Source organism: Motilimonas eburnea (assembly GCF_021295345.1).
Lineage (GTDB): Bacteria > Pseudomonadota > Gammaproteobacteria > Enterobacterales > CBDFNC01 > Motilimonas > Motilimonas eburnea.
This window is the reverse complement of sequence record NZ_JAIMJB010000027.1, coordinates 24,548-49,888: the sequence shown is the minus strand read 5'-3', so window position 1 is coordinate 49,888 and position 25,341 is coordinate 24,548. Positions and strand designations below refer to the sequence as shown.

Annotated in this window: 15 protein-coding genes, 2 tRNA genes and 2 pseudogenes; 11 read left to right on the top strand and 8 right to left on the bottom strand. The window is 47.2% G+C overall.

The genetic code is table 11. The annotated features are described in order from the left end of the window. Window positions 1-344, bottom strand: a pseudogene (locus K6Y21_RS19380) (IS4 family transposase); the annotation flags it as partial. A 322-nt stretch (window positions 345-666) separates the two neighbouring features. On the opposite strand from K6Y21_RS19380, the gene wecA (K6Y21_RS19375) reads away from it, so the two are divergent. The 3 genes from wecA (K6Y21_RS19375) (at window position 667) to K6Y21_RS19365 (ending at window position 4,356) form a co-directional block, all read left to right on the top strand. Next, on the top strand, window positions 667-1,737 hold the full coding sequence (gene wecA, locus K6Y21_RS19375; RefSeq protein ID WP_233073553.1) for a UDP-N-acetylglucosamine--undecaprenyl-phosphate N-acetylglucosaminephosphotransferase: 1,071 nt from the start codon (window positions 667-669) through the stop codon (window positions 1,735-1,737). Window positions 1,738-1,909: 172 nt separating this feature from the next. Continuing rightward, window positions 1,910-2,992 (top strand): UDP-N-acetylglucosamine--undecaprenyl-phosphate N-acetylglucosaminephosphotransferase, encoded by a 1,083-nt coding sequence (gene wecA, locus K6Y21_RS19370; RefSeq protein WP_233073552.1) that lies wholly within the window; start codon window positions 1,910-1,912, stop codon window positions 2,990-2,992. A gap of 197 nt (window positions 2,993-3,189) precedes the next feature. Then, window positions 3,190-4,356: a nucleotide sugar dehydrogenase gene (locus K6Y21_RS19365; protein ID WP_233073551.1), complete on the top strand. Its 1,167-nt coding sequence runs from the start codon at window positions 3,190-3,192 to the stop codon at window positions 4,354-4,356. Between the two features lie 572 nt (window positions 4,357-4,928). On the opposite strand, the gene hepT is transcribed toward K6Y21_RS19365, so the two are convergent. Continuing rightward, entirely contained in the window at window positions 4,929-5,387 is a 459-nt protein-coding gene (hepT, locus tag K6Y21_RS19360) for a type VII toxin-antitoxin system HepT family RNase toxin (protein ID WP_233073550.1), read from the bottom strand. Further along, a complete protein-coding gene (mntA, locus tag K6Y21_RS19355; protein ID WP_233073549.1) occupies window positions 5,353-5,760 on the bottom strand; it encodes a type VII toxin-antitoxin system MntA family adenylyltransferase antitoxin in 408 nt (135 codons plus the stop codon). Before mntA ends, hepT begins: the two co-directional genes overlap by 35 nt. Window positions 5,761-6,548: 788 nt before the next feature. Here mntA and K6Y21_RS19350 point away from each other — a divergent pair. The 7 genes from K6Y21_RS19350 to K6Y21_RS19320 all read left to right on the top strand — a co-directional run bounded on the left by K6Y21_RS19350 (window position 6,549) and on the right by K6Y21_RS19320 (window position 16,287). Continuing rightward, complete coding sequence (locus K6Y21_RS19350) at window positions 6,549-8,651, top strand: YjbH domain-containing protein (RefSeq protein WP_233073547.1); 2,103 nt, start codon at window positions 6,549-6,551, stop codon at window positions 8,649-8,651. 194 nt (window positions 8,652-8,845) lie between these two features. Beyond that, window positions 8,846-9,991, top strand: a complete 1,146-nt coding sequence (locus K6Y21_RS19345; protein WP_233073545.1) for a hypothetical protein — start codon at window positions 8,846-8,848, stop codon at window positions 9,989-9,991. A gap of 184 nt (window positions 9,992-10,175) precedes the next feature. Then, window positions 10,176-10,252, top strand: a tRNA-Arg gene (locus K6Y21_RS19340). Between the two features lie 28 nt (window positions 10,253-10,280). After that, window positions 10,281-10,356, top strand: a tRNA-His gene (locus K6Y21_RS19335). Between the two features lie 164 nt (window positions 10,357-10,520). Further along, on the top strand, window positions 10,521-11,972 hold the full coding sequence (locus tag K6Y21_RS19330; RefSeq protein ID WP_233073544.1) for an efflux transporter outer membrane subunit: 1,452 nt from the start codon (window positions 10,521-10,523) through the stop codon (window positions 11,970-11,972). After that, a complete protein-coding gene (locus K6Y21_RS19325; protein ID WP_233073542.1) occupies window positions 11,969-13,177 on the top strand; it encodes an efflux RND transporter periplasmic adaptor subunit in 1,209 nt (402 codons plus the stop codon). The genes K6Y21_RS19330 and K6Y21_RS19325 overlap by 4 nt, the downstream gene beginning before the upstream one ends. Continuing rightward, complete coding sequence (locus K6Y21_RS19320) at window positions 13,177-16,287, top strand: efflux RND transporter permease subunit (protein WP_233073541.1); 3,111 nt, start codon at window positions 13,177-13,179, stop codon at window positions 16,285-16,287. The genes K6Y21_RS19325 and K6Y21_RS19320 overlap by 1 nt, the downstream gene beginning before the upstream one ends. Before the next feature lie 337 nt (window positions 16,288-16,624). Here K6Y21_RS19320 and K6Y21_RS19315 read toward each other — a convergent pair whose 3' ends face one another. Continuing rightward, window positions 16,625-18,154 carry a sensor histidine kinase gene (locus K6Y21_RS19315; RefSeq protein ID WP_233073539.1) on the bottom strand — a complete coding sequence of 510 codons (1,530 nt, stop codon included), beginning with the start codon at window positions 18,152-18,154 and terminating at the stop codon, window positions 16,625-16,627. An 80-nt stretch (window positions 18,155-18,234) separates the two neighbouring features. Then, window positions 18,235-20,451: a bifunctional diguanylate cyclase/phosphodiesterase gene (locus K6Y21_RS19310; RefSeq protein WP_233073538.1), complete on the bottom strand. Its 2,217-nt coding sequence runs from the start codon at window positions 20,449-20,451 to the stop codon at window positions 18,235-18,237. A 342-nt stretch (window positions 20,452-20,793) separates the two neighbouring features. Between K6Y21_RS19310 and K6Y21_RS19305 the strand changes: the two genes are divergently transcribed. Continuing rightward, window positions 20,794-23,181: a sensor domain-containing protein gene (locus tag K6Y21_RS19305; RefSeq protein ID WP_233073537.1), complete on the top strand. Its 2,388-nt coding sequence runs from the start codon at window positions 20,794-20,796 to the stop codon at window positions 23,179-23,181. A gap of 66 nt (window positions 23,182-23,247) precedes the next feature. Here K6Y21_RS19305 and K6Y21_RS19300 read toward each other — a convergent pair whose 3' ends face one another. The 3 genes and pseudogenes from K6Y21_RS19300 to K6Y21_RS19295 all read right to left on the bottom strand — a co-directional run bounded on the left by K6Y21_RS19300 (window position 23,248) and on the right by K6Y21_RS19295 (window position 25,265). Continuing rightward, window positions 23,248-24,075 (bottom strand): HDOD domain-containing protein, encoded by an 828-nt coding sequence (locus K6Y21_RS19300; RefSeq protein WP_233073536.1) that lies wholly within the window; start codon window positions 24,073-24,075, stop codon window positions 23,248-23,250. Window positions 24,076-24,195: 120 nt separating this feature from the next. Then, window positions 24,196-24,363 (bottom strand): annotated as a pseudogene (locus K6Y21_RS21505) (hypothetical protein); the annotation flags it as partial. Between the two features lie 74 nt (window positions 24,364-24,437). Further along, window positions 24,438-25,265, bottom strand: a complete 828-nt coding sequence (locus K6Y21_RS19295; protein WP_233073535.1) for an HDOD domain-containing protein — start codon at window positions 25,263-25,265, stop codon at window positions 24,438-24,440. Between the last annotated feature and the right edge of the window lie 76 nt (window positions 25,266-25,341).

Sequence of the window (25,341 nt, the reverse complement as noted above, 5' to 3'; positions counted from 1 at the left end):
GCAATGGATGCGCGCAATGTCATCATTCGCAGCTGTTCACGCACGTCAGCCCAGTCGATAAGGACAAATGGAAAGGGGTTGAGACTGCAAGTTAGCTGCGCATGCCAGCGATAAATATCGATGCGCTCGCGGTGCAACAGTGCATTACCAAGCAACCTATCAAAACGCTTATTGGCATGCTTTGCGGATGTATTACCGGCCATGAAGCGACCAAGTTGAGTAAGGGTGAGACGGTCACCTTGAAGCAATGCATGGGTGGAATCAATGAGGGAATTAAGTCGCTTTTTGTGAATGAAAGGGCATTGATTTTGTAGCTGTTGGTGTATGATATTAAGTTCACGCATCTCGTTGTAATCTGGTTTGTTTTTGGCGAAATTAATTAGATCACACAACGAGATGCGTTTCTATATATTTGATAGCGAAAGATATTTTGTGGGGATTCGCTAGAGTGAGGTGTCCAGTTTTAGTGCTAGGGATCATACAAGTAAGTTGGCGGGTATTCCATAGAAAATAGCTGCTGGGATTAGGTTATTGGGTGACGTATGTTGGACGGTGCTTTGGTATCAGGTGGCTGTTTGTCTCATCACATAGATTACTCAAGATCATATCTTTTCCAGCGTTTTTGTGGATAATACCCTCGCCTCCTAATTCAGATGTAGAGATGCCATGTTGTTATTGAGCTTATCTTTTGTTTTTTTTGCTTCATTCATCAGTTTATTTATCTTTAGAAAGGTCGCGAAACGGGTTGGCTTGGTTGATAAACCCAATGAGCGTAAACATCATACAGGGCAGATCCCATTAATTGGCGGGATCTCGATTTACGTGGCTTTGTTACTCACCTTGTTACTGTTTTCTCCCCTGAGTCCTTATATTGTTTTGTATTTAAGTTGCGCGACGGTTTTGATCGTGCTCGGTGCGCTTGATGACTATTACGATATTAGCTTTAAGATCCGTTTAGTGGTGCAGGCAGGGATTTCGTTGGCAATGATAATGATTGGCCAGCGTAGCTTAGATAATTTAGGCTACTTGATGGGCAGTGAGGTGATCCAGCTACCGCTATTTCTGAGTTATTTAGTGACTATATTTGGGGTCATTGGTGCCATTAATGCCTTTAATATGGTCGATGGTATTGATGGCTTATTGGGCGGCTTGGCATCGGTCACCTTCGGTGCCCTTGGCTTTATGTTTTATTGTTATGGTAATGCTGATTTAGCTGTATATTGTGCTTTATTGGTTGCTGCTTTAATTCCCTATATTTTGCTGAACATGGGATTTCCCCTTGGCAAGCGATTTAAGGTGTTTATGGGGGATGCAGGAAGCATGTTTATTGGCTTTACTGTGATTTGGTTGCTGATTGAGGCCAGCCAAGGTGATGTAAAATCGGCGATTCGCCCTGTTACCGCCCTTTGGTTGATTGCGCTGCCTTTGATGGACATGGTATGCATTATGATCCGCCGAATCCGCAAGGGACATTCCCCTTTTAAACCTGATCGTGAGCATCTGCACCATATTTGTCAGCGTTTAGGCTTATCTCGAGAAATGTCTTTGTTGGTGATATGCGGTCTAGCCAGTGTGATGGCAGGCATAGGTGTTTGGTCTGATTATAATCAAGTAAATGAATCCTTGATGTTTGTTGCCTTTTTAGCCACTTTTGGGGTGTACTTTGCTGTGATTAGCCATATTTGGCGGATAACGGCGTTTCTCCATAAACACTTCAAATTTACTCGTCCAGTATAAGTGCTATAAGCCATTAGTTAGCCTTGCTATTTGCTGTGCTAATGGCTTCTTCATCCCGCTATAGTTTTTCTCCCAACTTGTATTGTTCTCATCACATTTTCTTTTCAATCTGCTCTCATTTTTGTTTAGTTTTGCTATATTTACCTTGATTAAAAATTGATGGTGAAACCCCATGTATTTATTGCTTGCCTGCTTAACCGTGTTTGCACTGACTTGCTTTAGTATTAAAACCCTTCATCCCCTTGCCCATAAAGTGGGCCTAGTCGATTTACCTAACAACCGTAAACATCATGTTGGCTCAGTACCACTTATCGGCGGCGTTTCCATCTATCTCGGAGTGCTGCTTGTTTCTAGCTTTGTTATCAATTTAGGGCAGGTGTTCAACCTCTATCTAATTTCTACCGCCTTGGTTCTGTTTTTAGGTGTGTTAGATGATAGATACGACCTATCAGTTCGAGTCAGGTTGGTGGCACAAGTATTGATTGCTTCTATCTTGGTTTTCGGTGCTGAGGCTTATCTTACTTCCTTTGGTGGCATCCTGTATTTCTTTGAATTTAAGTTGGGTATCGTGGGTGCTTTTGTAACTATCATTGCTGTTATTGGCTGTATTAATGCGTTCAATATGGTGGATGGGATTGATGGCCTAGCTGGGGTGTTGAGCATTGTTGCTTTTGCGTCGTTAGCCTTGTTGTTTTATATGGCGGGCAGCCCTTGGTTTATGTTGCCCTTGTTGTTCGTTGCCGCTATTTCTGGTTATTTATTGTTTAACCTTAGTTTGCCGTTTTCCGCTTTTACTAAAGTATTTATGGGTGATGCGGGCAGCATGTTAATTGGCTTAACTATTGTGTGGTTACTAGTGCTAGGCGCTGAATCGAGCCGCGATATTTTTTCACCTGTGACCGCGCTATATATTATCGCGATCCCCCTTATGGACATGGCTGCGATCATGTATCGCAGAATGAAGAAGGGGCTGTCGCCGTTTAAGCCAGATCGAGACCATTTGCATCATATTTTTCAACGTGCTGGTTACAGTCGTTTACACACCCTTATCTTCATTAGTTTGGCTGCAATCATTATGGCGGGAGCGGGGATCTTAGGTGAGATGTTTGATACCCCAGAGTGGCTTATGTTTACGTCTTTTATGATTATCTTTGCTGTTTACAATTTGGTGTTGGCGAATATTTGGAAGATAGTACGGCAAGTGCGTCGATACAAGGTCGTTCAGCGTCGTAAAGCTAAACAGGCAAGCGTTTGAACTTCTTTGTTTAACCCCCTGCTGCCTACTAGAATTGGCTATGTGATTACAGAGCTTGCGATGCTTCGCGCATGCGCCTTTCTGATCTACGAGCCCTCTCATCATCAAGCCAACCGTAGAAATAAAATCAAAGCTTGTCGATGTGGCTGACCGGTTTTATGATATTCTGTTGTTATTTTTGCTAATCGAGAAACACTATGAAAATTGCTATTGCGGGCACAGGCTATGTTGGTTTGTCTAATGCCATGCTTCTTGCGCAGCACCATGAGGTGGTGGCGGTCGATATCATCGAAGAGAAAGTAGTTATGTTGAACGATCGCCAGTCGCCGATTGTTGACGCTGAAGTTTCTGATTTTTTAGCTAATAAAGCGCTTAATTTTACTGCCACCTTGGATAAGCAAGCGGCTTATACGGATGCGCAGTTTGTGGTGATTGCCACGCCAACGGATTATGACACTGAGACGAATTACTTTAATACAGCCTCGGTAGAGGCCGTGATTAAAGATGTGATGGCGATTAATCCCGATGCCGTGATGGTGATCAAATCAACGGTGCCGGTGGGTTATACCACTCGTATTACACAGGAGCTAGGTTGTGACAATCTGATCTTTTCCCCCGAGTTTTTGCGTGAAGGTAAGGCTTTATATGACAACTTATATCCTTCGCGGATCATTGTCGGTGAGCGCAGTGAGCGTGCTAAGGTATTTGCTGATTTGTTGGTTGAAGGCGCGAAAAAAGAGCATATTGATGTGCTGTTTACCGATTCCACCGAAGCGGAAGCGGTTAAGCTATTTTCAAATACCTATTTAGCGATGCGCGTGGCGTATTTTAATGAGTTAGATACTTATGCAGAAACTCACGGTTTAGATACACGTCAAATCATTCAAGGGGTGGGATTAGATCCTCGAATTGGCTCGCATTATAACAATCCTTCCTTTGGCTATGGTGGTTACTGTTTACCAAAAGATACTAAGCAGCTGCGCGCGAATTACGCCGATGTGCCGAATAGCATTATTGGTGCGATTGTGGATTCGAATACGACGCGTAAAGACTTTATTGCCGACTCGATTATCAAGCGTCAGCCGCAGCGCGTTGGGGTTTATCGTTTGATCATGAAGGCGGGGTCGGATAACTTTCGCGCATCGAGTATTCAAGGCATTATGAAACGTATCAAGGCCAAGGGTATCGAGGTCGTTGTTTATGAGCCTGTGCTAAAAGAAGAAGAATTTTTCCATTCCAAGGTGTATCGCAACTTAGCCCAATTCAAAGCCGATTGTGATGTGATTGTTTCTAATCGCATGGTGGAAGACCTCGCTGATGTTGCCGATAAGGTTTATACCCGCGATTTGTTTGGGTCCGATTGATTTTATATTTGTTGTGGGAGCAACAGTGATGGTGCGATTGAATGATGATGATTATCGTCGCATGACTGCGGCTCCCACAGGGTTGTAGTTTCCACTGGACTTAGCTGCACAAGTTTATAGTTGCTGTGGGAGCATAAGTGATGGTGCGATAGAATGCTGATAATTATCGCCGCATGACTGCGGCTCCCACAGGGTTGTGGCCACCACAGGACTAAACTGCACAAGTTTATAGCTGCTGTGGGAGCACCAGTGATGGTGCGATTGAATGTTGATGATTATCGCCGCATGACTGCGGCTCCCACAGGGTTGTGACTACCACTGGACTATGCTGTACAAGTTTAAATATGTAGTGGGAGCACCAGTGATGGTGCGATTGAATGTTGATGATTATTGCCGTATGACTGCGGGTCCCACAGGGGTGAGGCTACCACTGGACTTAGCTGGACAAGTTTATAGTTGTTGTGGGAGCACCAGTGATGGTGCGATTGAATGTTGATGATTATCGCCGCATGACTGCGGCTCCCACAGGGCTGCTGTGACTTCCACCACAAGCTAATCTAAAGGTTGTGTTATTACTGGGCTAACAATGCAGTGATGGCCTTATCGGCAAAGTCACTTAAATCTTGGTAGTGCTTATGCTCAATAATGCCCGTCACGATGAGTGGATCGACGTTGAGGTAGTCATGAACTAAGCCATTTCTCATCCCTATGATTCTTCGCCACTTACCTAACTCGTCGGTGGTGATGTTGCCTTGTTCTGCTAGTAGCTGAAACGTTTGATAAGCCTCACCACTACTTTGGCCTTGTTGAGCTTTGAGCCAATGTTTAGCCAGGCCGATGCAAAGCTCTGTATAGACCTGCAGTAAACGCTCTGCAGCGCGGTAATCTCTGCTTTTAAGCCCTTGTTTAAGGTGGTCTTCCCTTAGTTCATCCAGTTCTTGCTGGTATCGTAATTTATGTTTTTTGGCCTCGCTCAAGTACAGTTGAAGCCCTAGATTAATCATAGCTAGCCACTCTTTTTTGGTATTCATACATAGAGTAAATCCTATCCTGTTCGTGGTAGGCCCTAGACGAGTCTTCTTGGTAGATAATCGTGCCGCTATCCACGATGCTATAAGCTAAATAAATGGGCACCTGATTAATGTCAACAATACTTAGTTTATCAGAGGGAAGCCCTAGCTGTTCACTCCATTGCAAGGCGAGTTCATTGGGCCTGATGTATTTATCGAAATGAGATAATTTGAAGTTGTTAAATGCGATGGCAAGATCATAATCACTTTGAGCATGAGCACGATTGGTTGCCCTTGAACCATATAGCCATAATACGGCGACGTCGGAATGGCTGGCTGCGAGTGTCGCGACGGCGTTGATAACAGGATCGGCTAGTAAAGATTTTAGCGCCATTACAAAGTCTAACCTTAAGCTTTTAGTATCTGATAGCAAATACTATGGCACTATTTTTAGTTCGAGTCATCTGGACTTTTTGCTGAGCCATTGAGCTGTAGGTATTGCTTTTATCGCGCATTACTGCGGCTTCCACAGGGTTGGGGCTTCCACAAGGTTTAACTGCACAAGCTTAAATTTGTTGTGGGAGCACCAATGATGGTGCGATTGAATGCTGATGATTATCGTCGCATGACTGCGGCTCCCACAAGGCTGTAGTTTCCACTGGACTTAGCTGCACAAGTTTATAGTTGCTGTGGGAGCATAAGTGATGGTGCGATAGAATGCTGATGATTATCGCCGCATGACTGCGGCTCCCACAGGGTTGTGGCCACCACAGGACTAAACTGCACAAGTTTATAGCTGCTGTGGGAGCACCAGTGATGGTGCGATTGAATGTTGATGATTATCGTCGCATGACTGCGGCTCCCACAGGGTTGTGGCTACCACTGGGATGAGGCTTCCACTGGGCTTAGCTGCACAAGTTTATAGTTGTTGTGGGAGCACCAGTGATGGTGCGATTGATTATCGCCGCATGACTGCGGCTCCCACAGGATAGCGGCTCCCACTGGGCTCGCCTGCTCTGCTCACCTCTTATACATTATCATCTGATAATATTGATTTTATTCACAAATATTCAATTCTATACACTCATTTCTTTGGTTTCTTCTGCGTTGCCTTAATTGCTGACTATATTGACATTAGTTTTATGTTTTTGCTGTAGGCAAGTTATTAATTAAGGAAGAGATATGCCCATTTACCGTTTTGTTGGGGCTGGAGTATTACTGGCATGCTCTGGATTGGCTGTGGCTGAGCCTGTTACTGTATCCATGGCGCAAACGGGGTTTTCTGGTGTGTTACGCACCCCGCATGCCGAGGTGTTGGATTTTGCAGATTTAAGTTTAAATTATCATATTGAAGAGCATATCGATCACAGCACGTCATACACCAAAGGAGCCCACAAAACCTTGCTGCTTGGTGTGGGCTTGTTGCCCCACCTTGAAATTTCAGTGCAAAACACCTTTAAAAAGTTTAACGGTGAAACCGGTTGGAATCGAGGCCACTCCAGTGATTTATCGTTTTCGGCTAAGTATGAATTTAGTTACTTTATTCCCGAGGACTGGTTTAGCTTGGCTGTGGGCTTTCAAGATTACGGCGGTGTAAGTTGGGCTACAGTTCATCAAAATGCTTATGGCGTGGTGTCGAAATCGCTTTATGATTTTCGTTTGAGTGTCGGTTTTGGCAAAGGCTCAGAGCGAAATCAAATGGGACGCGATTATTTAGATGGCGTGTTCGGTGGGGTGGAATACCAAGCTTTTGATTGGTTGCAATTGGTGGCTGATTACGATGGTACGGGAGGCAACGTTGGGGCTAAATTGTTCGCACCTCAACAGTGGCTACCCTATGGTTGGCAAGCCAATGTCACTTGGCAGGCTTATTCCTCATCAGATACCCATAATCGAGACAACCAATGGTTAGGCTTAGGGTTAACCATGCCATTGGCTGGCCCTAATCGTGCCGACCGCTACCAAGCGCGGGGAGTGGAGCCATGGCGTGATGAGCGAGCGACGACCCAGCTGCAGCAAGCCAATGTGACACCGACCAGTGCTCAGCAACAACAAGATTGGCAAGGGGGGAATGAGCAACTGCTGGCGACCTTGCTTGCTGAGCTCGCATCCCAAGGGTTTGAAAATATAAGTCTAAGCTTAGAGGGAGAGGTATTGCACCTTGCCTATGAAAATAATGTCTTTAATTGGAATGAGTTAGATGGACTCGGTGTGGTGCTGGGGTTAATTACGGATCATCACCATGGCGACTTTACTGTTTTTGTGTTGAATCAAAAGATCCCTGTGCTGCAAGTGAGCGGCCAGACTAAGCAGTATTTAGCCTTTCTACAGCAGCAAGCCGATCAAACGACCAAGGCTGCCCCGCTCACGGTCAATCAAGCCAGTCTTAATGCAGAGTTTGATAAGGTGGCTTGGCAGCAAACACAGCTTAATGACTCTGCATATAAGTTACGTTTGATCTTTGCACCTAGCTATTACTCGTTTTTAGGGACTGAAATGGGTGTGTTGGACTATTCCCTTGCGCTATCGAGTAATGTGCAAATGCAGTTATGGCAAGGGGCGTCCATTGATGTAAGACACTTATTGCCGATTACTCACTCCGATGACTTTGATGATGGGGAGTACTTTGCTCAGTCGCGCCATAAAAACCGAGTGGATCGCGCTCTCTTTCATCAAGGCTTTTTACTGCCGCAAAATACATTAACCCAATTTAGTGCTGGTTTGGTTCGTTCGCATTTTGTTGGCGCAATGAATGAAACTCGCTGGCAGTCTCCTCAGGGGGCGCATCGATTTTCTGCTGAACTGGGGTATTTTGAGCATGATAAAACCCACTTTAAGGCCAAACCCGCATTGGTTAATTATCGCTATCACTTAGCTCGTTGGGATTGGGCGCTTGAGGTGGGGGGAGGACGTTATTGGTATGGTGATAAAGGGTTTACCTTGTCATCCAAACATTGGTTTGGTGACACCAGCGTCTCGCTAACTTATCAAAATACCGATGAGCAATTTGCTGGTATGACATTTTCTGTGCCCATTACCTTGCAAAAAGACATGACCCCGACTTGGCTGCAAGTGCGAGGAATCGATGAATGGTCGCTGAATTACCGCACCATGGTGGGCAATGATAAATGTAATTGTCTTAATGGCAGTTTAGCTACCCCAACGGGGTTGCAGCACAATCTAGCGCGCGTTTATGACAACCGGGATCGCTTGTCTGCGGTGTATGTGGAAACCAATGCCACTCGGCTAAAATCTGCTTATTGGCAGTTCGTTGCCCAGGAGTAATAAAGTCGTGACTAAGCTCTCACTCTACCAAATAGGTAAAAAAAATATCAGTGAGTGGCAGAGGATTAACTATAGTTAGGTAACTCTTTTGATTTATTTGTCATTAGTGGTTGAATAATCAAGTAGTTGGAGTGATTCAGTGGCACGGCCGTGTTACACATTTTTATGACAACACTCTTTGTTCAGAGGGAACTATGAAATTAACAACTATTGCAATGGTGGTCGGTGTAAGCTCACTTATCTTAGTAGGCTGTGGTAGCAGTAGCAGCGATACGACAACCAGTGAAGCAAACTATAATGCAGCGATCAATGACGACAAACTGATTAATGCCGAAGTATACGGTAAATGTGGTGAAGACGAGTTTTTTGAACAAGGTCCTTTTTACACCGGTGAAAACGGTAAAGCGACAATTACGGGCTTTGAGGCGGCTGATTGTGAGTTGGTTTCAAATGCTTGGATTGACCCCGAAGATGACACTAAATTTACCCATGATAAAAGAACGCCAGATGTGCGTATTACTGAGCTGTACTTAACTTCTCCGAAAGGCGTGGCAGTCGTGTCGCCATTTACCACATTAATTAACCTTAAAATGAAGGCTGATCCGAATTTAGATCTTAATGCGGCTGCACAAGCGCTATTAGAAGATCTTGGCTTAACCGACGAAGGCATTACCGCTGAAACTTTACTCAGTGATATTACCGAAGGTGAGACTAAAAACTCAAAAGCGTTGTTGATTGCCAACGCACTATTCCAAACACTGCCAAAAACAGCAGCCGCCAACTCAGCCAGTGTTGCCCAAATTAATACCTTGGTACAACAAGCCAGTGCGGTGGCAAAACAAGCCGAACAGCAAATTGTTAAACTGTTGGCGGATGGCGCAAATGTCGAAGAGCTGGATAACTGGGTGATGGATGTTAGCTTTAATGGCAACTCGGTCAGTGTGGGGGCATCGCCTGCTCCTATTGCCGATCCAGAGCGCGAAGGTGCAGCGCAGCAGCCAGAGCGTGAAAATGAAGAAACGGTACCAACTTTAGAGCCTGTTGAGCCCTCGACTGAGCCCTCGACTGAGCCATCAATGGAGCCAAGTTCAGAGCCCTCAATAGAGCCCTCGACTGAGCCATCAATGGAACCAAGTTCAGAGCCCTCGATTGAGCCCTCAACTGAGCCATCTATGGAGCCAAGTTCGGAGCCAAGTTCGGAGCCCTCGACTGAGCCTTCCATGGAACCAAGCTCAGAGCCTACAACAGAACCCTCAACTGAGCCGACTAACGAACCGACGCCCACCCCAGATCCTTCAGGCTCAGGTGGTGGTAGCAACGGCGGTGGTACAGGCGCATAATATTAGCTATGTCTCCCCCTTTAACAATTAGGCCCTTCGGGGCCTTTTTTAACATTGAGCCTTGATACTCGAGTTCATCCCTAGCACAAAGCTCATTGCCCAGATAATAGCCGATTAAGCGCGAACGGATAAAAAATACTGGACTCAATCTGCGCAAGCCCTTAGACTTCAAACCCTAACATTTGCACCCGTAGCTCAGCTGGATAGAGCGTTGCCCTCCGGAGGCAAAGGCCACAGGTTCGACTCCTGTCGGGTGCGCCACGTTAGACATTGCTTCATGCAAACAGCGGCGGATGTAGCTCAGTTGGTAGAGCCCCGGATTGTGATTCCGGTTGTCGCGGGTTCAATCCCCGTCATTCGCCCCATCTCTCCTCGATTTATCTTCACATTGCTATTGCTGACGACCTAAACTGCGCTTTTTATCAGCGTACTCATACATCGAATCTTGGGTAAAGATTTGTAAAACTGTAAACCAAATAGTCAATTAACCAGTATTATTAAGTCAGTGTTTATTTAATATGATGTCAGGATGACGTTGACCTGCTTTCGTCGCTATTTGAGTTATCGCTCGAGCCCATGCCTTGTTCTCGCCGCTTTGCTGTTATCGGGGTGTACATTAGCGCCTTCGTTGCAGCCTCCCCAGCAGGCGGAGCTGACTACCCCAGTTGCCACTTCGTGGACCGCCAACCATTTAAACGCGCAAGTGGCCGAACGATTTATGCCGCAGTTAAGTGCATTACCTGCCTTAGAGCACTTAGTGCATCAAGGCTTAAAGGCCAACCCTGAGTTAATCAAAGCCCAAGCTCAGTTAGATGCCAGTTTGGCGCTACTGAAACAACAACAAGCTCAAGCTTGGCCCCAAATCAGTGCCTATTTTTCGGGGCGACGCCAAGATAACGGTTTATCCATTAACGACAACTTGCAGCTAGGCATTGACGCCAGTTGGGAGCTCGATATTTGGGGCAAGCTTGAAGATGCCAGTCGGGCGGCCATGCTGGACGCTAGCCAGCAACTTAATGGGCTGCGCCAGCAACAATTAACCCTAACGGCCAGGATTGCAAAGCAATGGTTTAACCTGCTTAGTGCGCAGCGCCAATTTGAGCTGATCCACCAACGTCGCGTGAATTTGCAGAATAATTTAGTGATCATAGAAGAGAGCTACCAAGCTGGCTTAAGCAACTCTCTGGATGTGTTTTTGGCGCGCGCAGATGTGGCCGGCGCCCAGAGCAGCGAGGCAGCAAAACAAGATGAGGTGGCGCAGGCGAGCCGTGCGCTCGAACTTAGCCTAGGGCGTTACCCAGCGGGGTCGCTACGTGCCGATGGGGAGCTGAGTTTAAATCTAGACAGTTTACCGGCGGGCTTACCTTCGCAAATTTTACAACGTCGCCCAGATATTCAAGGGGCGCAAGATGCCTTGAGTGCGGCCAACGCCAAAATTTCAGTGGCTTACAAAGAAAAGTTCCCTAGTTTGCGTCTCACCTCATCGGTGGGCACGAGCTCGCCTGAGTTGGCGGATTTATTGCAGGCTGACAGCTTACTGTGGAACCTGTTTGCTAATCTTACTACCCCTTTGTTTAATGCCGGGTTGTTGGAGGCCAGACAACAACAGCAGCAAGCCTTAGCGCTAGGGGCTGCCGCAAATCTACAACAAGTGGTATTGAATGCTTTTGCCGAGGTGGAGTCGGGGCTAACAAAAGAGATGGCGCTGGTGGAGCAACTGGATAAGGTCAGTATTGCTGCAACCAACTCCTTACTGGCGGAAAACCTTGCGTTTGAGCAATACCAAAGCGGTTTGGTGAATTACGTCACCGTATTGGAGGCACAGCGACGGTCATTTGATAGCCAAACCAGTCAGATAAAGATCCGTAATCAGCGTTTGCAAAACCGTATCGATATACTGTTGGCGTTAGGGGGCGATCCCGCCACGCTGATATCTCCTTCTGCCGCACTTAATATACCAACAGATGAGGCCATTCAGTGACAGCTAACTCTCGACGCCAGCGCCCACTATGGGCCTCTATTCTTCGTGTGATATTGCCTGTTTTAGTATTGGCGGTAGCCGTGTGCATTGCTTGGTATTTGTCGGTTAACCGTCCTCAGGCAACCACGCGCCCGGCGGCGAAGGCGCCAGTGGTGAATGTGGCTGTGTTGCCTTTATTGCCACAAACTTACACCGTTGAGCTGCGCAGTTTTGGCACTATCCAGCCTCGCAGCCAGGGGCCATTGGTGAGCCAGGTGGCAGGCTCCATCACCCAACTGAGTCCTAATTTTGTTGTGGGTGGCTTTTTTGAGCAGGGCGAAGTATTGGTCGAGATAGATGATCGTGATTATGTTGCTGCAGAACAAATTGCCCAAGCGGCACTGACTCAAGCCAAGCTAGCCTTAGTGGAAGAGCGTGCCCGTGCCGAACAAGCCAAGCGAGATTGGCAGCGTTTAGGTAAAGGTAAGGCCACTGAGCTGGTATTGCGTAAGCCGCAATTGGCGGCAGCGCAGGCCAATGTGGTCTCCGCACGGGCAAAACTGGCCCAAGCTAAACTTGATTTAGAGCGAACCAAGATCCGCGCGCCTTATGCGGGCCGATTATTAACCAAACAAGCAGACTTGGGTCAGTTTGTGGGCGCCGGGGCCAGTCTGGCCAATATTTATGCGGTGGATTACGTTGAGGTGCGTTTACCCCTAAACCAACAGCAACAAGCCTTGATTCACTTACCTGAGCGCTACCGCCAACAAACCGCCTCGGTTCATCGCCCTGCTGTCACCATCAGTGCTCAGCTGGGGCGGCAAACGTTTAGCTGGCAGGGAGAAATTGAACGAACCGAAGGTGCCCTTGACAGTAACAGCCGCCAACTCTACGCCATCGCACGCATTGATGATCCCTATGGTCAGCAAAACCAAGATAAACCCCCATTGAAAATAGGCCAGTTTGTGGATGCCAATATTACCGGGCAAGTATTGACCGATGTATTTGTGGTTCCTCGTGATGCGGTGTATCAAGGCAATCAAGTGATCGTATTTGAAGAGGGGCTACTCAAGCGTAAAACCGTGGATGTGGTGTGGGCCAGTAATGATGCGTTTATCGTGGATGGCGGGCTCAACGTTGGGGAGCAACTGGTCACCACACCGCTGGGGAATATTGTGTCTGGCACACGGGCTAAGCTCGCCAATGTGGCGCAGGAGCAAGACTAATGCATGGTGTGATCCGTTGGTTTACTCATAACCATGTTGCCGCTAACCTGATGATGGTGCTGATTATATTGCTTGGTTTGCAAGCGCTTACTCAGCGTATTCCGCTAGAAGTGTTCCCCTCGTTTGAACTGGATTTAGTGAGCGTTAATGTTGCCTTGCCCGGCGCGACTCCGGCAGAAGCAGAAGAAAGTTTAGCCATCCCCATTGAAGAGGCCATTCTCGATATAGAAGGGATTAAAGAAATCACCTCAAACTCAGCAGAGGGGGCTGCCCGAGTCTCGGTAGAAATTGCGGCAGGCTACGACACTTATCGAGTCAAGGATGAAATAAAAAATCGCATTGATGCCCTTAACACCTTACCGACCAACGCAGAGCGACCGGTGATCAGCCAAACCATTCATCAACGCGAAGTGATCAGTGTGACGGTATCGGGTGAGCTCACTGAGCGAGAATTAAAGCTGCTGGGTGAGCGAGTGCGCGATGACATACAAGGGTTGGCTGGTATTTCCCATGTCAGCTTGGAATCGGTTCGGCCTTATGAAATTTCCATTGAAGTGTCGGAGCAGACCTTGCGCGAATACAAGCTAACCATGGCCGAAGTGAGCAGCGCGGTTCAACAAGGCTCCCTTGATTTATCGGGTGGCAGCATTAAAACCTTAGGCGGCGAGATTTTACTGCGCAGTAAAGGGCAAGCTTATCAAGGGCGTGATTTTGGCAATATCGTCGTGCGAACCTCAGCCGATGGCAGTCGCTTATTGCTCAGGGACATTGCCACCATACGTGATGGTTTTGAAGAAACCCCGATACAGGCTCGCTTTAATGGCAAGCCTGCGGTGATTATTGAAGTGTATCGGGTGGGACAACAAAGCGCCATTGAGGTTGCCGATAAGGTGAAAGCCTATATCGAGCAGGTTCGGCCGACTTTGCCCGTTGGGGTTAGTATAGATTATTGGCGTGACGGCTCTAAGGTGGTTAAGGCGCGTTTGAAAACTTTAACCGACAGCGCCGTGCAAGGTTGTATTCTCGTTATTATCTTATTGGCGTTGTTTTTACGGCCTTCCATTGCGTTTTGGGTCACCATGGGGATCCCGGTGAGCTTTATGGGCGGCTTGTTGGTGATGCCTATGCTTGGCATCACCCTCAATGTTATCTCTTTATTTGCATTTATTATGGTGCTGGGGATCTTGGTGGATGATGCCATTGTCACCGGTGAAAATGTCTATGCGCATCAGCAGCGCGGCGCCAGTCCACTGCAGGCGGCAATTGTTGGCACGCAGGAAGTTTCCGTGCCAGTGACCTTTGGTATTTTGACCACCATTGCCGCCTTTGCCCCGCTTGCCTTAATCGAAGGCGCTCGCGGGCAAATATTTGCCCAGATTCCCATGGTGGTGATCCCAGTTTTGCTCTTTTCTTTGGTTGAATCAAAGCTGATTTTACCGGCTCATTTAAAGCATATTCGCCTTCACTCAAGTAAACCGAGCCGTTTTAGTCAGTGGCAAAGCCGTTTTGCCGACGGTTTTGAGCGCTTTATATTACGCTTTTATCGCCCGTTACTCGCCGCTGTGCTAAGGCGGCGCTATCTGGCTTTTGCTTCGGCGCTGGCAGTGGCTATCGTGATCTTTACCATGGTGGCCAGCGGCTGGACTCGGTTTGTCTTTTTCCCTCGGGTGCCTTCGGAAACGGCTCGCGCGACGCTTGTGATGCCAGCAGGTACGGCCTTTGCGACCACGGATTTTTATGTCGAAAAGATGCTCGATGCGGTGACTGAGTTGCAAGATAAATATCGTGACCCTAGCACGGGTAAGAGCGTTATTTTAGATGTGTTTGCGACGACGGGATCGAGCGGTGGGGCCGGCAGTGGCGATGCGGCCAAAGGCAGAGTGATGTTTGAGCTTGAGCCACCAGAGACCCGTACGGTAGATGTTTCAACCAATCAGTTAGTGAAAGAGTGGCGTGCCTTGATTGGCCCGATAGCAGGAGCAGAAAGTGTGTCGTTTCGGGCCGAAATTGGCCGTGGTGGCGCCCCCCTTGATGTGCAGCTCAGTGCGCGTGATTATGCCACCTTAAATAGCGCGAGTGCCCAGCTAAAGCAGCAGTTGGCCTTATATCCTGGGGTATTTGATATTGAAGACAGTTTAGCTAAGGGGAAAACCGAGCTGCAACTGAATATCAAACCCGAAGCTCAAGCCCTTGGGCTAACCTTGAATGATTTAGCTAAGCAAGTGCGCCAAGGTTTTTATGGCGATCAGGTGCAGCGCATCCAGCGTGGGCGTGATGACGTTAAGGTGTTTGTACGCTATCCCTTGGCTGAGCGCCAGTCGCTCTATCATTTACGTAATATGCTGATCCGCACGCAATCGGGCATTGCTGTGCCGTTTAATGAAGTGGCGACGGTGGCAACCTTGCAAAGCCCGGCGACGATCACGCGTAAGGATCGCCAGCGAGTGATTAATATCATGGCGGATGTGAATAAAGAAACCGCGGATATTGAAGCAATCAAACGGGATCTCGCTTCGTTCTTGGCTGAGCTAACCGAACAACACACAGGTTTACGTTACAGCCTAGAAGGAGAGGCCAAAGAGCAAAGCGAATCGTTTACCAGCCTTGCTTTTGGCTTGGTGTTTGTGATGTTTGCCATTTATGCCTTACTGGCTATTCCGTTTAAATCTTATTCTCAGCCCTTTGTGGTGATGTCGGTGATCCCCTTTGGTGCCTTGGGAGCCATCATTGGCCATTGGTTGATGGGCATGCCTTTGACCATTATGTCGATGATGGGCATGTTAGCGCTGACAGGGGTTGTGGTGAATGATTCTTTAGTGCTAGTGGATTACATCAACCGTCAGCGCGCGAAAGGGATTGCCTTGCAAACTGCGGTGCGCCGTGCCGGTGTAGCGCGTTTTCGTGCGGTTATTTTAACGTCTATCACCACCTTTGCGGGCTTAATGCCGCTTATTTTTGATCAGTCTACCCAGGCCCAATTTTTGATTCCCATGGCCGTGTCGTTGGGCTTTGGGATTATCTTTGCCACCCTGATCACCTTGTTGCTGGTGCCCGTTAATTACTTACTATTAGAAGATATGAAAAAGGGGTGGCGTACGGTTTGGCATTAAAGCGAGACTCTTAATCACTAGGCTTGTCTGGTTTGTGTTATGCCCCGGTTGAGGTGTTGGTTGAGAGGTGAGAGGTGAGAGGTGATATTTTAGTTGAGATGGGGAATCAGCAACCGAAAACCGCAGCCGCCTGTTGTGCGCTTGATCGGTATTGGCTTATTTCGCCTGAAAAAGGGGTGGGTAAGGTTTAGCAGAGAGTTGATAGTTGAGGCTTCTGTTGAGATGGGGAATCAGCAACCGGAAACCGCAGCCGCCTGTTGTGCGGTTGCTCGGTATTGGCTTATTTCACCTGAAAAGGGGGTGGGTAAGGTTTAGCGGAGAGATGGTAGTTGAGGCTTCAGTTGAGATGGGGAATCAGCAACCGAAAACCGCAGCCGCCAGTGGTTGGCCGGTATTGGCTTATTTCGCCTTTGAGGCCTTGGGTAACTAAGTTGTACACTAAATTCAAGCCTAAGCCTTTACGCCCTTCGCCGCGGGCGCTAGTGAAAAAAGGATCGTAAATATTGGGGGCCAACTCTTCGGCAATACCGCGGCCGTTATCTTCGACTCTCAGCTCACATTGATCGTTGATCATGGTGCAATATATCGAAATTTTGTCATCTGGGGTGTTGCGTAATCCGTGCTCAAGGGAGTTGAGGATCAAGTCTTCGATAACTTGCGCCAGCATCCATGCATCGGTGTTAATACTGGCTTTATCTGGCGTCACTTGAATCAGTAACCGAGCTTGCTGAGGTTTTCGATAATGGGACATGGCCAGTTTAGCCGCTTGCTCTAACCATTCATTTAGCTGCAATTCTTCGATTGTGCCGGTATTGGTGCTGACCACAGAAAGGCGCTTGAACTGGGTGACGAGCTCTGCCATTTTGGCGATGTTGGTATTGATAATGTCATACCCCTCTAGCCCGGTGTTGATCAGCTCAGTTAATCGCGATTTAGATATCTTACCTTGAGCCAGATCGTCTGCCAGAGCTTGCAGCAGCTCAGGTTGTAAGGTGGCTGCGGTTTTGATGATCCCCAGTGGGGTGTTGAGCTCGTGGGCCATACCAATAACGAGATGATTCAAGGCCTTGTGTTTTTCTGCTTCCATCAGCTCTTTTTGGGTGTTGGTGAGATCGGTTAAGGTGGCCTCTAAGCGCAGCGTTTTTTCATTTAATGAGGCGGTCCGCTGTTCCACTTGACGCTCTAAGTCAGCATTGGCTTGCTCTAAGGCTTGTTGGGCGATGGTGAGTTCTTTGGTGCGATCCTTGATGCGTTGCTCGAGCTGTTCATTGAGCAAATAAAGGGATTCCTCGGTTTGTTTGAGCTTGATAAACTCCCCTAGCAGTGAGCCGAATAAGCGTAAAATATGACTTTGATAGGTTTGAAAAGGCTCATGATTGAGTAAGTTATCACAAGCTATCCAGCCGATGACTTCGTCTTTATCCCAAATCGCGATGGCGGCATTCCAGCCTTTACCCACAGTGGTGACTTCGCCTGGAGTTTCGGTAAATTCATAGAGTTCTTGGTCGTGCCAGACACATACTTTGCCTCGCGTCGACATTTCTCTAATTACCGATTTTACTTCGTCTTGAATGGGAGAGGCATAATCGGCTTCACTGCGTATGTGGCCAAAATCATCGGTTCCCCAGGTGCCGTACATCCAATCGCGCGCTTTATCTATCATTAAAATGCCCATACGATCTATGTTGAGTTGCTTAACACAAGCGGTTACGGCAAGGCGGTATAGGTCATCTAGGCTAGGTGCTTGAGATAAGGTAATGGATATTTCATGGAGCAAGAACAGCTGATGATAGAATGCCTTCGACTGTTCGGTATTATCTAGCAGCTCATTGGATGCATCATCGGAATAGGTGATTAAGCGAGCCATTGCAAACCTTTCAATATTCTTAATATTTCTAGTTTAGGTGATAACCATGGCTTTGCTGATCTAATGTTGTTAGTTCGGGGTTATTTTTTTATCAAACGCTGCTCGGTATAGGCTAGGGCTTGTGCCAGTGGCACAGGCTTACTGAAGTAGTAGCCTTGGCCAAAATTACATTTATGTTCGAGTAAAAACGCTTGTTGTTCTGCGGTTTCTACCCCCTCTGCAACCACCTTGAGTGATAGCTTTTGCGCCATCAGCAAGATCGCTTCGGTCAGCTCTTTATCTTCTTTGTTATCGGGCAAATCCATAATAAAGGCGCGATCTACCTTGAGGGTATTAATGGGCATGACCTTTAACTTACTAAGGGATGAGTGGCCGGTGCCAAAATCATCGACTGAAATGCCGAGACCAAAATCACGTAATGACTTTAATGAACTGACGACTTGCTCTATGTTCTCAATTAATAGGGTTTCGGTAATTTCTAAGGTGATGCGATTAGGGTTAGTTTGATATTGATGAATAATTTGTTTCATCCGCATGGATAACTGCGGATCCATAAATTGGCGAGCGGAAACGTTGATTGAAATGTACACATGGGGTGGAAATTGTGGCAGGGCTTTACACGCAGCCTCTAACACCCAGTAGCCAATTTCTGTGATTAAGTGGCTTTGCTCGGCAACGGGGATAAACGCATCGGGAAAGATCAAGCCTTTACTAGGGTGCTGCCAGCGGATCAGGGCTTCAAAGCCCACCGGGTTGGCACTACTCAGTTCCACTATGGGTTGATAAAACAGCACTAATTCATCTCGCTCTAGGGCTTGGTTTAATTCTAGCTCAACAGAAATATTGGATTTGACCAAGGCTTCCATACTGGCATTGTAAAACATGAAACGGCGTTTACCCTTTTGTTTAGCTTGGGTCATGGCGAGGTTGGCATGCTGTATCAGAACTTCGGCGCGATCACCATCTTGGGGCAGCAAAGCCACTCCAGCTGAGATGCTAAACTGGAGCTGGTGGTGATCGACGGCCATAGGCTGGCCTAGGGTTTGTAATAACTGCTGCAGCCATAATTCGATGGCCTTGATGCTCGACTGCGGCGGTAAGATGATGGCGAACTCATCTCCCCCAGCACGCGTTATCACGTGCGCTTCGTTACAGACTTGTTTTAGGCGAGCGGTGGTTTCGAGTAATAATTCGTCGCCGACCTTGTTGCCAAAGGCGTCGTTGAGGCGCTTGAAGTCATCGACCCCTAGGTACACCAGTGCCGCGATTTGATGATCTTGGTTATGTTGATTATGGCGGTCCAGATTTGCCAAGGCTTTACCGAGTTCAAGTTGTAAGAAAGAGCGATTCTTTAGGCCTGTTAAGTTGTCGTAATAGGCTAACCGAGACAGCTGCTGGGTTTGGTTGGCGACATTTTCGGCCATGCGGTAAGGGGCATTGGTTTGTTTGTAAACAAAACTGGTCAACACCCCTGTGAGTAGGAAGGCCACTAACCCCATTTTTATCAGTAAGCCTTGTTGCTCGGGCAGGGCTTGGGACAGGGTAAGCTGCCAATGGTTGTCATTCAGGCTTAAACTCGCGCTAGCGGTGATGTCGCCATTGAGCTGCGCTGCGCCCAATACTTGCTGGTGCGGCTCGCCGACTAAGCGATAAGTATGAAGTTGAAATTGAATATGGTGGTTGTCTAATGCGGTTAAGTTATTACCGTTGAGTAAAGGTTCGACAGCTAATACCACGGAAGCAAATCCCCAAAAGACGGATTCGCCCTGTTGCTCGATAAATACCGGGTAACGCCCAATGATACCAAGGCCGCCTTGGATCAAATTAAATGGCCCAGCCACTGTCATTTGCTGCTTTAAAATCGCTTGCTGCGCTTCTTGCTTGCGCTGATCGTGTTGCAAAATGTTATGGCCGATGACGGCTTCATTGCCTGCCAGCGGGTAAACATGGCTAATGATACCAATGGGGGCGAGTTGTAAGCTTGAGATAGCCTTGTTTTGCTGCTGCAGATAGTGCGCGTGTTGCTCAAAGTGGGTTAATTGCCCTTGACTATATTCAACGTGTTTGCCGAGCAATACCGCACTGTTCAGGCCTTGGTTTATCGATTGTGAGAGTAACTCAGCCTGTTGCTCAGCAATCAGGCTAAGGGTGGCGGTTTGTTCTTTTTTCCAAGCCTGATGCAAGGCATCTATCGTCACATAGCTCAATAATGCGCAAACAATCACGCTGATGAAAGCGTATAAGTAAGGTGGGTGACGAAATAGAACTTTGCGCGTATCAAGCCGCGTATGTGTCATTTGATATCCTTAAAATCAACACCAGTAAGTATAGGACAGGCATTGGAGAATAGGGCCTAGGATTACTTGTTAACATTAAGTTGCGTACCAGGTAAAGCAAAAGCATGGGGTTATGTGGACTGGCTAGAAAAATGGCCATTCATGATTTCATTATTAATTTACTTTTTAATTTGTTTTTTCTGTGTCATCGATTTTTTCAACAATGGGCGAAGGAGTAAACCAAGGCAATCGCCCTGTTGTTTTGTGATCTCTCTGGGTGTTTATCATTCATATGAAGGCATTTTTTTGACTTTTTGGTAGAGTGTAGGCCTTTGTTAACCCCTTGTTGCTAGGATGCGACCCATGACTGATGTCCCAACCAACCTGCCGCTGGATTTGATTGCCCAACTGCAGCATCAATATGCTCAGAGTTTGGTCATATTGCTCGATCAAAAGGGTAATATTGTCTATCAAAACCAAACGGCTGAGCAGGAGCTAGGTGCGATAGCTCATATCGAGCGGGCCATCCCTTCATTGGCAAGCAGCATTGCTTGGGTCAGCTTTTGGAATCAAGTGCGCTCAAAAGCGGTGCTCGATAGCTGTTTTGATCTTGTTTGTGACGGCGGGAATAAGTCGATTCAATGCCAATGTCGCTTTGTTGAATCGGGTCCGAGTGTTCTGATTGAAGGTATTTTCATGCCAAATTTGAGCGATGAGCTAGCACAATCAGCCCTTTATAAACGCATTGTGGCTTCGTCATCGGACTTGGTGGCTTACGTCAATCAAGAGTTGGGCTTGGAATTAGTGAACCCCAGTTTTTCACGCTTTTTTAATATTGGTGAATTTATTGCTGGGATGACCATCGCCAAGGTGTTTGATGAGCGTGTTTTTCAAGATCACATCCTGCCGCGTTTACAGTTAAGCCTTAAAGGGTCGATCTGTACCCATCAATTTTGGGTATCGAATATCAAGGGGCGGCGCTGTTTAGAAATTACTTACACGCCCTTTACCGAGCAGCGCGGTGATATCAGCGGTGTGGTGCTTGATGCCAGAGACATTACCGAGCGCGTGTTGGCTGAACAAGCCAGGGCGTTGGCCAGTAAGGTATTTGATAATGCCGCTGAGGCGATTTTAATTGAAGACGATAAGCAACGTATTGTGTCGGTTAACCAAGCTTTTTGTCAGATCACGGGTTATCAAAAAACCGAAGTGGTTGGGCGTACCGGGTTATTGCTCAATTCGGCTAAAAATGATCCCGCATTGCGGCGCAAAATGTGGCGAGAGCTAAACCGTGACGGCGTATGGCGCGGTGAGGTATGGGGTCAGCGTAAAGATGGCAGTGACTTTCCTGGCTGGCTGTCGGTCGCCGCGGTCAGAGATGGTGAGCGAGATAGGGTGACTAAGTATGTGTCGCTGTTTTCGGATTTAACCCACAAAAAGCGCAGTGAAGAGCGAATTTGGCGTCAAGCGAACTTCGATTCGTTAACCGGCATCGCGAACCGACAACGTTTTGAGTTGCACCTTGAAAAAGCCATGTCAGAGCAGCAAGCTTGTGTGTTGTTATTTATTGAATTTGATAGCTTTAAAGCAACCAATGACCGCTATGGTCACTCGGTGGGCGATCAGCTGCTCAGGGATATCGCGTTGCGTTTGCTAGCCAGTGTGCAGCCAAACGATGTTTGTGCTCGATTTGGTGGCGCCGAGTTTGCGATTATGTTGACTTCGCCTGAAAGCATCAGTCAGCAAACCAATATCTGCTTGCAGCTACTCGACAGAATTGCGCAAGTGTTCGTGGTTGATAATAAAAACCTATTTTTAAGTTGCCATATTGGCATTGCTCAAGCTTATACCGATGCGCTCACCGCTGCGGATCTGGTTGATAAAGCCTACATGGCGATGAATCAAGCCAAGGCGCAGCAACACTCTCGGTTTTTGCGTTACAGTGCTGAGTTGGAATCTCATGCCAAGTTAAAGCTTAATTTTGAAAATGAATTACGCCGAGGGTTAAAACAACAAGAGTTTGAGTTAGCGTTCCAGCCCATTTTAGCCATGTCATCACAGCAGTTAATCGCCACCGAGGCGTTGATTCGTTGGCGCCATCCGGAGCGCGGCTTGCTCGGTGCAATAGACTTTTTAGAGCAAGTTGAAGACGCTAACATGTTGCACCCACTGAACGAATGGATGTGCCAACAAGCCATCGAGCAATATCACCAGTGGCAGCAACAAGGCTTGGAGGTGGGGCGCCTGGCGCTCAATATTGCCCATTTGCAGTTAAAAGATTTGGGCTTTTTTCATTTTCTGCAAGGCTTATTGGAGCAATACGCGATTCGTCCTGAACAATTGATTTTGGAAGTGACCGAGCAGTTTATCATCAACAGCAGCAACGAAATTATCGCTCAATTTACCCGGTTACAGCAGCAAGGCTTGCTATTGGCATTGGATGACTACGGCCGTGGATATGCGTCGTTGCATTACTTGAAAAAATTCCCTTTAAACATCATTAAGCTTGAGCGGGTATTTATTAAGGACATCGAATCCTCTGAAGTCGACTTGTTGCTGGCCGAAAGCAGTATTCAATTAGCCAATAAATTAGGCTTAACCATTGTGGCTGAAGGGGTTGAAACCCAGCCTCACTATGATTTATTGCGTAAACTAGGCTGTGATTGGATGCAGGGTTACTTTGTGAGCCCGCCAGAAACCGCAGCCGACTTTGAGACTTGGTTAGCGGGCTTTCAAACTAAGCCGGCTTAGCGCAAGTAAAGCGTTTTGCGTCTAATGGGTCGTAACCAGAGGGCCGGCAAGCCCTCTTTTATGGTTTTAATCAAGCAAATCCGTCAGGGCTTTGCTTTCTTCTAAGATGGCTTCTTTGGCATTGAGAATATCGCTTAGGGTGAGCTCAAGGCGAATTGCCAAGGCCTTGTTGTAATGCTCTACAATGTCTTCTTCACTCCAATCCTGTTGCCAAGCATGGTTAAAGAAACTGGCCATATAGATAAAACCCGCTTCGTAGTTAAAAGACGCTGCTTCTAATGGTGTTAATTGGTCCTCAATGGCGTGGACAAAATGTTCGGAGAACTTCCAGCGTTTTGCTAGCTCAGCGCCAACCTTAGCATAGTTAAAACCGAGCACTTGTTGCTCGGCTTCTTCCCGGGTTAAGCCTTGGTCAACTTTTGCTGCAATAGCGGCTTCATTTTCTGGGCTGTCGGCAATTAAAATTATTAATTCACCTAGATTATGTAACATGGCGCAGGTAAAGGCGGTATCGGCTGGTTGACTGGTTTGCTTGGCTAAGGATTTGGCAATGCTGGCGACGCGGAAGGTATCTCCCCAAAAGGCATTTTGGTCAAAGCTGTCAAAGTGTTTGAATGAAGATGAAATACCTGAGGCCATGACTAAGGTACGCACGGTATTGAAACCTAAGCGGATCACCGCATCTTCTATGCTCGTGACCTCTTTGCCGCGACTAAAATGCGCCGAGTTGACTAAACGTAATACTTTGGCACTGATCACGGGATCTAAAGCGATTTTTTTGGCAACACCAACGATATCCGCATCGTCATTATTAAAGGTTTGAATAAGCTCTTGCACGACTTTGGGGATGGTCGGCAGCTTATCTAATTGACTGAAAAGTGTTTGAATGTCCATGTAGGCCTCTAATACAAAGTAGGGGGTAAGTGACAATCTTTTAATTGTTAATCAGTTTGCAGGTTTTGGTAGCTATGAGTGTTGCTTTTTCTTAAGCCTAGCAAGCTTTTGCGAACAAAATCACATCTCGTCAAGCTGATTGTTTGTCTTGGCAGGCTTGACGACTAAGTAAGAGGTTTGCTTTTGCTTGCCGTATCTAACCAGTGGGCTCAGCTCTGATTGGCTGATGGGCATATAAGCTGAGGTAATGGCCTCATTTGGATGGTCAATCCCCGGGTCGTGAAGGAAAAAATACTCGTTATAGCTACTTAGGTTTTATGTGGCTGGCGTTAGCGGATTTTGCCAACGCCTTAAATGTCAGATTAATGCCCTAGGGACATGGCGAGCTCGTTACCTTGATGTTGTAAATCATCTAGCTGACCAGCGAGTGATTCAGGGTTTATCTCTAAGTAGTCGGCCAAGGCTTTTGGAAAGCGGCCGACAATCGCTTGTGCGGGCACGCCAGCATTCCAAGCAAAGTTGACAAACACCGCAAGGCGGATCAGGATCGCTTCCGACGATACATTTTCATATGACAGTGGATCCAATTGATGTTCAATGGCATTAATAAAAGTGGTTGAGAAGTTCCAGCGTTTGGCCAGCTCAACACCCACTTGGCTATAGTCAAAGCCCAATACTTCGCGCTCTGCTTCAATGCGGCTGGCGCCTTTTTCAATGGACATGGCCACTAAGGCCATTTCTTCCGGCAAGCTAGACTGCAGTAAAATCTCACCTATGTTGTGCATCATGGCACAGGTAAAGGCAGTTTCAGGCTCAACCTTAGTGTGCTTAGCGAGCTCTTTGGCGATGGTGGCGACACGGAACGTATCGGCCCAAAATTTGTTCTTATCAAAGCCAGGTGTAGCGGGAAACGCGCTGCTGATACCAGAAGCAATAACGATACTGCGCATGGTATTAAAGCCGAGGCGGATAACCGCTTGCTCTATTGAAGTGACTTCTTTGCCACGGCGATAAGCGGCCGAGTTGGCCATTTTGATGACCTTGGCGCTCAGGGATTGATCCATGGCGATTTTCTTTGCGAGAATATCAATGCGGGCGTTGTCATCTCCAAAGCTCTCCATCAGCTCAGCTAATAAAGCGGGAACGACTGGGAGTTGTTTTAGTTTGGAGAAAACTTCTTCTAATTGCATTGTGTGGTTTCCTGCTTTGAATCGAAAATATACCTAAATGATAGCAGCATGGGATTAGCATAGACCATGACTGGTA

What these genes read in the sequence shown, in the direction of transcription:
- wecA (WP_233073553.1), top strand. Translation starts at nt 667, where the DNA reads ATGTTGTTATTGAGCTTATCTTTTGTTTTTTTTGCTTCATTCATCAGT.
- wecA (WP_233073552.1), top strand. Translation starts at nt 1,910, where the DNA reads ATGTATTTATTGCTTGCCTGCTTAACCGTGTTTGCACTGACTTGCTTT.
- K6Y21_RS19365 (WP_233073551.1), top strand. Translation starts at nt 3,190, where the DNA reads ATGAAAATTGCTATTGCGGGCACAGGCTATGTTGGTTTGTCTAATGCC.
- hepT (WP_233073550.1), bottom strand. Translation starts at nt 5,387, where the DNA reads ATGAATACCAAAAAAGAGTGGCTAGCTATGATTAATCTAGGGCTTCAA.
- mntA (WP_233073549.1), bottom strand. Translation starts at nt 5,760, where the DNA reads ATGGCGCTAAAATCTTTACTAGCCGATCCTGTTATCAACGCCGTCGCG.
- K6Y21_RS19350 (WP_233073547.1), top strand. Translation starts at nt 6,549, where the DNA reads ATGCCCATTTACCGTTTTGTTGGGGCTGGAGTATTACTGGCATGCTCT.
- K6Y21_RS19345 (WP_233073545.1), top strand. Translation starts at nt 8,846, where the DNA reads ATGAAATTAACAACTATTGCAATGGTGGTCGGTGTAAGCTCACTTATC.
- K6Y21_RS19330 (WP_233073544.1), top strand. Translation starts at nt 10,521, where the DNA reads ATGACGTTGACCTGCTTTCGTCGCTATTTGAGTTATCGCTCGAGCCCA.
- K6Y21_RS19320 (WP_233073541.1), top strand. Translation starts at nt 13,177, where the DNA reads ATGCATGGTGTGATCCGTTGGTTTACTCATAACCATGTTGCCGCTAAC.
- K6Y21_RS19315 (WP_233073539.1), bottom strand. Translation starts at nt 18,154, where the DNA reads ATGGCTCGCTTAATCACCTATTCCGATGATGCATCCAATGAGCTGCTA.
- K6Y21_RS19310 (WP_233073538.1), bottom strand. Translation starts at nt 20,451, where the DNA reads ATGACACATACGCGGCTTGATACGCGCAAAGTTCTATTTCGTCACCCA.
- K6Y21_RS19305 (WP_233073537.1), top strand. Translation starts at nt 20,794, where the DNA reads ATGACTGATGTCCCAACCAACCTGCCGCTGGATTTGATTGCCCAACTG.
- K6Y21_RS19300 (WP_233073536.1), bottom strand. Translation starts at nt 24,075, where the DNA reads ATGGACATTCAAACACTTTTCAGTCAATTAGATAAGCTGCCGACCATC.
- K6Y21_RS19295 (WP_233073535.1), bottom strand. Translation starts at nt 25,265, where the DNA reads ATGCAATTAGAAGAAGTTTTCTCCAAACTAAAACAACTCCCAGTCGTT.